We start from the raw sequence: 11,280 nt of genomic DNA, 5'->3' as shown, positions 1-11,280 counted from the left end.
CACATAATAGAATTCCAATATTTTTAAAAGATAGAAATATTAAAACAAACCAAGACGCTAATAAATATAGACACGAAATTATTGCAATGCTTAATGATATAAAAACAAGAAAATCAATTACCGATTCTGAAAAAAATGAATTTAGAAAACCAAACAGTGCAACTCTTGAAGCTTATTTTGATTTGCCAATTAAAAGACAAATTTTTAATGGAATTGTAATATTAAAAAATAAAAGTCACATCAAAAAATGATGCAACTTTTATGATCGGCGCAGATCAACAATACTATTTTCAAATAAACAACAAAAGATTTAAAGCTTTTGAATTAAATGAAAATGATATTCAAATGTATGAGAAAAAAGCATATAGTAAAAAGCTTCCTCTTGAAATATCGGTGGTTAAAAAAAATTGTGAAACATCAAGAAGCTAGATATTAGTGCAATCAAATGTTATCTAAAAAAAACAGAAATTTTAGAATCTTTTGTTAAAACTGGTCTTATTTCACAAAGAGAAATAGATTTAATGCGATCAATTAATGAAGATTTATAAAAAAATAAGAAGAGATATAAATAAAATTGTAATTTTATAATAAATTATTCTATTCCTAAAGTAGAGCTATTTTTTTATTAGAAATTATGCAAAATGTATAATTAAACAAATTCAAAATATCGGTGGCTCATTTTTCACGCTAATTAATGAATTTACAAATATTGTTAAAAAAAATAATAAAAAGTTTATAATTATAAAGCAATATATAGTGTTGCCACCATAGCCAAATGGCCAAGGCATAGGTCTGCAACACCTTGATTACCGGTTCGAATCCGGTTGGTGGCTCCATTTAATGCGCCCGTAGCTCAATTGGATAGAGTGTTTGGTTACGGCCCAAGAGGTTGCGGGTTCGACTCCTGCCGGGCGCGCCATTTCAATAAAATGACCAAAAAAACGCGAATGCGTTTTTTTATTTATTTCATTAGATAAAATTAAATTGTGAATAAAATACAATTAATTCACAACTACTTAATTTTAGGAGTACTTAAAAAATGAAAGATCAAATGAAAGATAAATTTAAAAATGTTATAGTTAAAACACCAGCTTCTTCAATGACAATGGGAATAACATCGGCTCCTGAATTAGGGAAGCCAATTTATAGTCTAGCTCTAATTCAACACGAAAAATATATTGATGCTTTAAAAAGCTGCGGCGTAAATGTTACCATTTGTCCAAAAAATGAAGATTTTCCTGACTCATGCTTTGTTGAAGATACAGCTGTAATTGTTACAGGAGAAATTGCAATATTATCTAATCCTGGTGCAGCATCACGTAATGGCGAAAAACATGAAATGCTGACATATCTAGAAAAATTCTTTGACAAAGACCACATTTTTAAAATCGAAGCCCCTGGAACGCTTGATGGTGGTGATGTTATGATGGTTAAAGATACTTATTATGTTGGTATGTCTGATAGAACAAACCGCGAAGGCATTCGACAATTTCATAATATTTTAGCTAGTGTAGGAAAAAAATGCATTCCAGTTCCTATGACAGAAATGCTACATCTAAAGACTGGCGTTAATTATCTAGAACATAATAATCTGTTAATTTCTGGGGAATTTATACACTACCCAACATTTAAAGAATTTAATCAAATTATTGTTGATAAAAGCGAAGCATATGCTGCTAATTGCATTTGAGTTAATGAGACAGTGATTGTACCAGAAGGATATCCACATACTCTAAAAGCAATTCAAGATTTAGGAATTTACAGGGTTATTACTTGTGATACATCTGAATATAAAAAATTAGATGGCGGACTAAGCTGCTTATCGTTAAGATTTTAAAACACTAAACTGGGTTCAAACCCAGTTTCTTAATGTTTTAAATATAAAATAAAGCAATAAAAATTATTGCTACATATATATCAAAACATAATTTATATGTTTAATAGGTACTTCTTTATATTAAATAAAGTGATCAAAATGTATTAAAATAAAAATAAAAGCATGCTTGTGGGTTGCATGCTAATATATTTTTTTTATGAAATATAATTTAATTATAAAGCATATATTTTTTTTATTAATAACTTTGATTAAAAATAATTTAAAAACTCAAAAAAGAGCTTTTTATAGTCATTTACACCAATATTTTCAGGTCTAGACATTGGATGAATATTCAATCTCTTTAATATTAATAAAACAGTGCTTTTATTATATTTTAATATCAAATTATTAACTAATGTTTTCCTCTTAAATTGAAAACATAATTTTAAAAAATCTAAAAAGGGCGATAATTCAAAATCTATATTATCAGCAAAATCAATTCTTACAACCATCGAATCAACTTTTGGACTGGGATTAAAATCAGAAGATTTTGCAACAATAACCTTTGAAACATTAGCAATACTTTGAAGCGCAACACTTAATTTAGAATAGGTTTTTGAATTAGGCTTTGCAATTAATCTATCCCCCACTTCTTTTTGCACCATTATAACAGCATGTTTAACATATTTATAATTATCAATTAATTTAAATATAATGGGAGATGTAATATTATAAGGAATATTACCGACAACGACTTTTTTAAATTTTGAGACCAAATCAGCATCTAAAAAATCTTTATTTAAAAACTTAATATTTTTTGGTACTTCCTTGTTAATTCATATATCATATAAATCTTTATCTAATTCATATGCTTCAAGACTTTTTACCTTATCAATCAACAAATTTGTAATCGCTCCAAAACCGGGCCCAATTTCAATAACGTTTTCATTTTCCACGTCAGCTGATTCAACGATTTTTTGTTGAATTTTTTTATTAATTAAAAAATTTTGCCCAAAACTTTTTTTAGCCCTTATTTGCATTTTCTATATACCAAAAACCTTTCTAACATTTAGTCTTACCTGCTTTACAAGTAACTCCTCATCTATACCCTTAAGATTGGCAATAAATTGGTATGTATATTTGACATATGGACTAATATTTGGTTTACCACGCATCGGTGTTGGCGCTAAATATGGTGTATCTGTTTCACACAAAATTCTATCAATAGGAATATTAATAACAGCTTCTTGTAAAGCTCTTGCATTTTTAAATGTTACTACGCCAGAAATTGAATAATATATATTTTTATAAGGCAATGTTTTCTTAACAAAATCAAGATCCCCACTAAAGGAATGAAAAATAATATTTATATCATTAAATTCAGAATTCTTAATTATTTCAAAAGCATCATCTAAGGCATCACGAACATGAAGCATTGCAGAAATGCCATGTTTTCTAGCTACATTTAATTGTGAAATAAAACTTTCCTTCTGAATTTCTTTACTTGGAGAATTATCATAATGATAATCAAGTCCAATTTCACCAATAGCAATAACATCATCATTGATGATAGACTCAATAAAATTGCCATCGCTACTTCCAACTGCTTCAGTAGGATGAATCCCAATAATTGGGTGTAAAAATTCTTTATCTTTTTTGCATAAATTAATAACTTCAACTGAATCGTTTTTCGAAGTTCCTACAATAAAAAGCTTTTCCATATCTTGCTTCTTTCAATCTAAAATAACACTATATGGTTCATCATAATATTCCTTAAAAGGATGAGTATGGACGTCTACGTATTTCATTTTATTTTATAACTCCTCCAATAATTGTTTAAAAATTAAAAATATTTTCTCTTTTCATACACTTTTTTTAGTAATATAAAAATTTTCATTTTTATGCAAGAAGTCTGACACTACCTTTATAACAGCAATTCCTATTCCTAATAAATTAGCGCAGTGTATTAAAGCACAAGCCTCCATATCTAAGATCCCAATATTTTCAAAATTATCCTTAATTTTTTCAATATCATTTTTAGAAAAAAACTTATCAGCAGACAATAAATCAGTGTTTTTTAGACCTAAAATGCTATTAACTTCCTTAGATAAAATGGAATTTGTCATAAACTTGTATTGATTATTAGGTAATTGTCCTAGCTTGTAATTCGGTAATTTAGTCAGATCAACATCAAAATAATATGAATTTTCAATGATAAAAGCATCGCCAACATTAACATCTAAAATGCAACCCGCCGGCCCAATATTAACAATCTTTTCAACCTGATAATCTTTTTCTTTTAACTTAGCAATGCTTTGTGTTAAGCTAAATGAGGAATTAACCTTACCAACACCGCAATACAATAATGCAAATTCTTTTTTTGAATAATTTGATAAGCACAAATGTAAGCTTGTATTCTCATTTTCAAATAAATTATCTTCCAAAAAGAAAATATTATTTAGAATGTCTATCTCACCTTTTTCAGCTACAACAAATAGGTTAATTTTTTTCATTTTATTTCCTTATAATATAGTAATTTATAATAAAAAATTCTTGGGAATTCCAAGAACTTATTATACGTATGAATTAAGCCACTAAACCGTATTTTTTTAAAGTTCTAGCATTTTTTGCTGTTACTCTAACAGTTTTCTTTGTGCCATTTTCAGTTAAAACAGTTACTTTTTGCAAGTTAAGGTCAAATGTTCTTTTTGAGGTATTCAAAGCATGTGATCTCTTGTTTCCACTCAATGGTTTTTGACCTGTTAATTGATCTCTTCCTGGCATTATTATCTCCTTAATTTTGTAAAACAGTATCTTTAATATTTTATATTAAATTAATTTTTTTTTTAATTTTTGTTCATATTCACATTTAGAAAATAAATTAAATAAACTAAATTACCTGTTTTTGCCATTTTTAGAGACGCTTATTTTACAATATTACTTTAACAACACTTTAAAGTTAATAATTATTTTTTTAAGTAATATGAAAATTTTATTTTATTATAATTTTACACAGTTAATTATGGAGGTATATTATATGCTAGAAGCAAAAAATAAACTTAGCAAAAACAATACTATTAACTTAATTTTTGGCATTTTTGTGGGATTAACATCACTAGGTTTTTTGATCCTTAATATTCTTTCATACAAAGAAAAGGACAATTTTGACAATGAAATACCAACTTTATATTTAGTTTTTAAACGTTTTTCATCATTATTTTATTTTACCTATTTATCAAACTTTTTATTAGCTGCAACCTTAATTTCAGTGGCACTAAAACCAGAAAATGAAAAAGCAAAACAAATGTTTTTTATCTCTGTTGTATTAATTACAGTTACTTTTTTAATTTATTGAACCTTAATTTCATATCGAAGGGAAACATGAGAAAACTGAGTTAATGCAATCAAATCCCTAACAACTCATGCAATTAATCCTACCCTTGGTTTTATTGGTTTGTTTCTAATTAAAAAACAAATAAAAATAACTTTTAAAACAATTTTAACAGCAATGCTAATTTTGTTTGGATACTTCATGTTTGCATTTATCTTGTACTTTGCAACATTTAATAAAATTAAGGAAAATCATGGTGTTATTATTTATACATTTCTAGATTTTAAAAATCCTTTCTTTTATAAAGGGAATAATAAAGGAATAATTATTGTTTTAGATATATTAATTTTTGCTTTAGGATTTGTTATTCCAATTGCTCTATGTGCTTTTTGAAAGGCAGTATATAGAATTAAATACATAAGCCGCAAAAATAAAAATCTTCAACAATCAAAATGCATAAATATTTCTGAAAATAAGTAGAAATTATTTAATTAAATTTTTAAAAACCAACTTCCGTTGGTTTTTAATTTTGGATACTTATTAGGATGTTATTCATTAATCGCTTCTCTTATTAAATAGATTTGATCATCAATTCAAACTGTGTCGCCTACTCTAATAGTAGCATTCCGGCCTTTAGGGATTCTATCGTTTATTTTTACTTTGTGAAATGACAAAAATATTTTAGCCATTCCGCCGGTGCGACAAAGGTTTATTTTTTTGAGAAATTGACCTAATTTAATTTCACTTCCGTAAATTTCAATTTTCATTAAAAACCTCTTTGCGGTGTAATTAAATGATAAAGTTTAGGATTTGATTGTGATGTTATAACAATTCGCATCTTATCAGCAGTGAATGATAACTTTATCTCATCATCAAAACTTTGAATAGCATCTTTTAAAAATTTTGAATTCAACGCTAATTTAAGCTCGCTATCATTATAGCTAAATTTTTGTGTTTTAATCTCGGCATTAGCTATCTCATCACGTGTGGATGATATTGTTAAAATATTGTCATTAATATGTAATCTAATCTTATTATAATTTTCTGAAATAATAACCGATGCCTTGTTTAATAAACTATTTAGCTCCTTTTTAGTAATAATCAATTCATAAGCAAATGATTTCGGAATAATTCTAGATACGTCAATATAAACTTGGTCAACGACTTTTGATTCGATCACTGTTCCGTCTAACTCAAATAATATTTTTTGATCTGAAATATTCAAAATAACATCACCACTATAATCAAAATTCAAAACATCTTTTAAATTCTTAGCAAGTATTGATATATTAAAATTAACATCATCAGCAATCTCAGCAATTTCTTCAGCATAACGGTATTTGTCGGTTGCAACTAATTTAAACTGGTTATTTTGAGCAGATATATTGATACAACATAAAATAATATTTGTTTCAAGTGTCGAAGCTGAAACAGAAACATTTTTTACCATATTTTTAAGTTTTTGTCAACTAATTTTAACTTGGTCACCATAAACAGAAAAATCAATAACTGGATATTCAAAAAGATTATATAAATTTATTGAAAAACGTTCGTTTTCAGTGATTAATTCAAGAGTATTTTCCTTTGATTTCAAAATAATATCGTTATCTAATTTTTTGACTATGTTTCTAAATAATGAAAGATCAACAAGAATTTTGCCAGGAAGAATAATTTCAGCATCAAGCGATACATTTATGTCGTGTTTAATGCTGATTGATCCGTTTGATCCAATTAATGTAATTTTATTTCCTTCAGCACTAAGTAATATGCCTTTTAATTCTGGCATAAAAGGATTGGCATCTATTGCTTTTGCCACCCTTTCGATAGCAGCATCTAATAAAAGTTTATTAATCTTTAATTCCATGAACTCTTACTCCTTAAATTGTTATATTACTTTTTTTAATGTATTTTGAATTTTTTCAATAGCAGTTTTTATAGCAGAATTACTTTGTAAATTAGCATCAACTCAGTTCAAAGAAGCAATAACAGTAGAGTGTGCTTGATCCCCGACAATCTTACCTATTTCCTTCAAAGTAAAATCAAAATTATGTTTCAATAAATAAATAACTATTTTTCGAGGCATCACAACTTCTTTAACTCTTGTTGGGCTAGATATTTTCTTTTTATCAATGCCATAGTATTTGCTTACTGTTTCAATAATTTTTTCAGGGGTTATTGTTTCAGCAGCTTTTGTGACATTTTTAAATATATTTTGAATTGTCCTTAAATCATATGTAAAGAAATCATCACCATCAGCAAATAATTTTATGCGACTTATTGCTCCTTCAAGCGCTCTAATTGATGAAGAAAAATTTCTTGCTATATATCTAAATGATTCCTCTTCTCATAAATCAGGGTTTACATCATTCTCTTTAAGTTTAAATTTTAAAATGCTAATAACATCCTCAACACTTAAATCATTAATTTCAGTTATTAGCCCGCCCTCAAATCTTGTCAGGAATCTTTGCTCAAAGCCGCCAAGTTGGTTCGGTTGCTTATCAGCACAAAAAATAATTTGATTTTTTTGTGTCTTCATTGTGTTAATAATATTAAATAAAACATTTAAGGTACTTTCTTTATTACCGTATTGTTGGACATCATCAAACATTAAACAATCATAAGAAGTCAGTTCGTCAACAATTTTATTAATTTGCTCTTGATTTCTTGATTTAAGTTGTTCCACTAACTTCCGGGTTAGATTGTCCGGATTGATGTATAAACATGTTTTATTTTTCTTCTTAAATTCATTGCCAATAGCATGTAATAAATGTGTCTTGCCTAACCCGCTACTCGAATAAATGAACAAGGGATTAAAACTATCGTTATATTCATTACAAATTTGTTTAACCGCCTTAAAAGTTATCTTGTTAAAGTTGCCAATAAAATAATTGCTAAACGTTAAATCATTTTTAACATTAGTTATCTTTTCAGAATTAATAAACTTATGAGCTTCCTCATTATCAATGATCTTTTTTATTTCATTTATAGATGAAATCAAAACAACTACTAATTTTTTTTCTAGTGTATTAATTACTGCTCGTTGAATAGTTTGAAGATATGTTTGTTTAACATAATCAATAATATATGTTGGTGCTAAAATATAAGCATTATTTTCATCGGTACTAATTAGTTGAAGACGAGAAAAAAAAGTTTCATAAACCATTTCATCGCTAGAGTTATTTTTAAGTTCATTTTGAAGTATTTTATTCTCTACATTTAGATTCAATTGAGCTTCTTGGTATTTCATATAAATATAAATTATATTTTAAATTGATGCAAAACTATTTTTTTTAATTAAACATAATGTATTTACATACATTTTATTAACAGTTCTATTATTATTTTTCTTTCTTAAATTAAGTTGAAAAAAATAATAAAATAAATTATCAACAAATAAAGATACTTAAATGAGTAGTTTGTTAAAAACTTTTATTAGAGGTTAGCTAAAAGACATAAAATAACACTAAAGTAAATTATTAATTAATAATTAATAAAATGCAAGGGGGATTTTTGCTTTTTTGGTAAAATAATATAAGTATTTTTACATAATAAATATTTTTGAAAAGGAGAGAAAAATGAAAAGAACATACCAACCTAAAAAACGTAAACATATTAAGGTGCATGGTTTTATGGCTAGAATGCAAACAAAAAATGGCCGTAAAGTTCTTGCAGCAAGACGTGCAAAGGGAAGACATAAATTAACTGTATCAGATGAAAAATAATTTGATGCTTTTTGTTTTAACTTTAAATTAATAATTTTGCATTATGAATAAAAAAAATACTGTTAAAAAAAATTGAGAATTTCAAAAAATTCTTAATGGACATAATCAAGTCATTTCACGAAATTTAATTGTTTATTTTACTAAGTCGCAATTTTTCAGATGCGGAATTTCAATTCCAAAGCAGTTTGCTAATGCTGTTGAAAGAAATCACTACCGCAATCAGATCAGATCGATTCTAAGAAAAATGGACATAAGTCAAATTAATTACGACACCGTTATAATAGCAAGAAAAAATTTTCTCCATCTCAATTGAGAGGAAAAAAACAAAGCTATTCACAAAATCTATGAAAGGATAACCGATGGCAAAAAGAAGTAGTTCTAAGCACTATGATTCTTTTCGGATTAACCAATCTCCTATTGATAAGCAACCAAAGGCTGTCTGAAAAAAAGTTTGAAAATGAATTAGGGTTGTTCTAATATTCATCATTATTTCTATCGGCCTAGTAGGTTGCGTGCAATCAATTGCAACAAAATCGGGAACTAAAGTTGGTTCAGGACAAGAAATATATACAAAGAACGACTATGTTTCACCAAACATCGCAACACTAAGATGGAATAAAGATCGCAATGAATTCTATGTTCCAAACATCAATACAGAAACCGGTATAGTTGCAAATACTTATCTTGGCCTAGAAGATCACGAACAGATTAATCAGTTAAGAAAACAAGATGCTCAAACCGGTGGACAATATGGTATATATGGTGGTACATCATTTGCATTGCAATTACAAAAGCCAAAAAATGACAATGCCGCTTTATCAAACAAGCCAGATGATTGACAAAATATCTCTAACATCGAAATAAAAAACGAAGATGGACATAGAGGTGTTATCTATGGTAATGGTTTAAACAACATTTATCTTAATTTTGGTAATAGTAAAGGTGAAGGAAAAACAAAAGCATATACCCCTGTAAGTAAATTAACCGATATTTACCTACCTAACTCAATTGTTTTTGAAACATATGAGAAAAAAGTTAAGGTTCCCGGTTCAAATGAAACAAGAACAGAATTTGTCACTGACTATTCACACGTTAAAGATTTAAACCTCTCAAGAGTTGAATTAACTGGTGTAAATGGTTCAAATGTTTATAACGTTTTTTTAGCGGATATATACACAACATTATTAGCAGAAACATTTAAGATTTGAGTAGACCAAGATAATAATAGATCTGATTTCGCCAAGGCAATCTCTAAAAAATCAGGAAAAAGTATTTCTCAATTAAGAGCGTTAGATAAATATAGTTTAATTAGCGAATGGAACGATTTCATTCTTAGTTATAAAAATTCAATAGGTCCCGCAAAGGGAATTAGCGAAGAAGAAGGTAAAGAATTAAATAAAATCTTTCTTTCGGTTTCATCTGTTATGAAAAACTATGCTTCATTAACCTCTCTAAATGAATCATTATTTAAGGTAAATGATAAAAAAATCGGTAGGGAAATCAGCGTATTTAACTTTTCCTCAATCAATGATGCAGGAAATTATGCTCCTGATGCCTGAAAATTTAAATTAATGGCCTCAGATGCATTTGTACCCAACAAGCCAATAACTACCTATAAAGAGCACTGGGAACAAGGTCCTTTTTATGGCTTCTTTGTGTATCCAGTTGCTCAGTTTATGAACTCCATAATTAGACCGTTAGGAACTACTGGATGAAGCGTGGTACTGGCGTTGGTTATCACAGTTATTTTTGTTAGAATTATCACTTTCTTCCTTACAACTAAAACAATATTTAGCGCAAGTAAGATGGAAGAATTAAACCAAAAGAAAGCAAAGATTGAAGCTAAATATGATGCTTACAAGGGCGATAAACAAATGAACCAACGTAAGCAAATGGAAATTAGTGAATTATACAAAAAAGAAAAAATTTCACCGCTCTCACAACTTGTCTCATCATTTATAACCCTCCCAATATTAATTGTTGTATTTAGAATAATTTCAACTTCTCCAGAAATTAAACAATCCACATTATATACAATACAGCTTTCAGCTACTTCAATTTATAGAATATTTAAAATTGGTGAGCTCCAATATTTACCGATTGTTGTTCTGTCAATTGCAGTTCAATTAATAGCTCAATTTATGCCTAAAATTCTTAAACTAAAGAAGAAGAAATCACTTCAAGCTGACGCCTATCAACGGGCTGCAATAAAAAAATCAAATAAAAAGGCATTTCTAATTCCAATTATATTTGCTTTTATAGGGATATTTTTTAGTGCTGGTTTGCAAATATACTGAATAATAGGTGGTATATTTACAATTCTTCAACACGTTGCTGTTCATTACATTCAAAAAACAAGATGATATAAAAATAAATTGCAACCTTTCCTATTCAAATAATTTAAATATAAA

The 11,280-nt window shown here is 27.6% G+C and carries 13 protein-coding genes and 2 tRNA genes; 8 read left to right on the top strand and 7 right to left on the bottom strand.

Going from position 1 to position 11,280, the window contains the following annotated elements:
* The 4 genes from ACWXVP_RS01700 to ACWXVP_RS01685 form a co-directional block, all read left to right on the top strand.
* The coding region (locus ACWXVP_RS01700) for a hypothetical protein (protein WP_456012783.1) at positions 1-314 on the top strand (314 nt) is incomplete at its 5' end.
* Between the two features lie 447 nt (positions 315-761).
* A tRNA-Cys gene (locus ACWXVP_RS01695) sits at positions 762-836 on the top strand.
* 6 nt (positions 837-842) lie between these two features.
* Positions 843-919, top strand: a tRNA-Arg gene (locus ACWXVP_RS01690).
* Positions 920-1,039: 120 nt separating this feature from the next.
* Positions 1,040-1,837 (top strand): dimethylarginine dimethylaminohydrolase family protein, encoded by a 798-nt coding sequence (locus ACWXVP_RS01685; protein ID WP_455994123.1) that lies wholly within the window; start codon positions 1,040-1,042, stop codon positions 1,835-1,837.
* 248 nt (positions 1,838-2,085) lie between these two features.
* Here the strand turns inward: ACWXVP_RS01685 and rsmA are convergent, their stop codons facing one another.
* The 4 genes from rsmA to rpmB all read right to left on the bottom strand — a co-directional run bounded on the left by rsmA (position 2,086) and on the right by rpmB (position 4,600).
* A complete protein-coding gene (gene rsmA / locus ACWXVP_RS01680) occupies positions 2,086-2,856 on the bottom strand; it encodes a 16S rRNA (adenine(1518)-N(6)/adenine(1519)-N(6))-dimethyltransferase RsmA (protein ID WP_456012781.1) in 771 nt (256 codons plus the stop codon).
* Between the two features lie 3 nt (positions 2,857-2,859).
* Entirely contained in the window at positions 2,860-3,624 is a 765-nt protein-coding gene (locus tag ACWXVP_RS01675) for a TatD family hydrolase (RefSeq protein WP_444704976.1), read from the bottom strand.
* A gap of 6 nt (positions 3,625-3,630) precedes the next feature.
* Positions 3,631-4,329 carry a 5'-methylthioadenosine/S-adenosylhomocysteine nucleosidase family protein gene (locus ACWXVP_RS01670; RefSeq protein ID WP_456012779.1) on the bottom strand — a complete coding sequence of 233 codons (699 nt, stop codon included), beginning with the start codon at positions 4,327-4,329 and terminating at the stop codon, positions 3,631-3,633.
* A 73-nt stretch (positions 4,330-4,402) separates the two neighbouring features.
* Positions 4,403-4,600: a 50S ribosomal protein L28 gene (rpmB, locus tag ACWXVP_RS01665; RefSeq protein ID WP_438340590.1), complete on the bottom strand. Its 198-nt coding sequence runs from the start codon at positions 4,598-4,600 to the stop codon at positions 4,403-4,405.
* A 253-nt stretch (positions 4,601-4,853) separates the two neighbouring features.
* Between rpmB and ACWXVP_RS01660 the strand changes: the two genes are divergently transcribed.
* Complete coding sequence (locus ACWXVP_RS01660) at positions 4,854-5,627, top strand: MAGa3780 family membrane protein (RefSeq protein ID WP_438340589.1); 774 nt, start codon at positions 4,854-4,856, stop codon at positions 5,625-5,627.
* 68 nt (positions 5,628-5,695) lie between these two features.
* Here the strand turns inward: ACWXVP_RS01660 and ACWXVP_RS01655 are convergent, their stop codons facing one another.
* From ACWXVP_RS01655 to dnaA, 3 genes are read right to left on the bottom strand one after another with little or no spacing between them, the layout of a single operon-like run.
* A complete protein-coding gene (locus ACWXVP_RS01655; protein WP_438340588.1) occupies positions 5,696-5,914 on the bottom strand; it encodes an RNA-binding S4 domain-containing protein in 219 nt (72 codons plus the stop codon).
* Positions 5,914-7,011: a DNA polymerase III subunit beta gene (gene dnaN, locus ACWXVP_RS01650; protein ID WP_438340587.1), complete on the bottom strand. Its 1,098-nt coding sequence runs from the start codon at positions 7,009-7,011 to the stop codon at positions 5,914-5,916. The genes ACWXVP_RS01655 and dnaN overlap by 1 nt, the downstream gene beginning before the upstream one ends.
* A gap of 21 nt (positions 7,012-7,032) precedes the next feature.
* On the bottom strand, positions 7,033-8,394 hold the full coding sequence (gene dnaA / locus ACWXVP_RS01645) for a chromosomal replication initiator protein DnaA (protein WP_438340586.1): 1,362 nt from the start codon (positions 8,392-8,394) through the stop codon (positions 7,033-7,035).
* A 328-nt stretch (positions 8,395-8,722) separates the two neighbouring features.
* Between dnaA and rpmH the strand changes: the two genes are divergently transcribed.
* Genes rpmH through yidC form a run of 3 tightly spaced genes read left to right on the top strand, consistent with a single transcriptional unit; the run spans position 8,723 to position 11,268 of the window.
* Complete coding sequence (gene rpmH, locus ACWXVP_RS01640) at positions 8,723-8,869, top strand: 50S ribosomal protein L34 (RefSeq protein ID WP_002881399.1); 147 nt, start codon at positions 8,723-8,725, stop codon at positions 8,867-8,869.
* Between the two features lie 43 nt (positions 8,870-8,912).
* Positions 8,913-9,245: a ribonuclease P protein component gene (rnpA, locus tag ACWXVP_RS01635; RefSeq protein ID WP_438340585.1), complete on the top strand. Its 333-nt coding sequence runs from the start codon at positions 8,913-8,915 to the stop codon at positions 9,243-9,245.
* Positions 9,229-11,268: a membrane protein insertase YidC gene (yidC, locus tag ACWXVP_RS01630; RefSeq protein WP_456012777.1), complete on the top strand. Its 2,040-nt coding sequence runs from the start codon at positions 9,229-9,231 to the stop codon at positions 11,266-11,268. The genes rnpA and yidC overlap by 17 nt, the downstream gene beginning before the upstream one ends.
* Positions 11,269-11,280 lie beyond the last annotated feature (12 nt).

Source organism: Mycoplasma sp. 1781, assembly GCF_053851675.1.
Note: the sequence above shows the minus strand (reverse complement) of the source record. Positions and strands in the feature narration are given on the sequence as shown.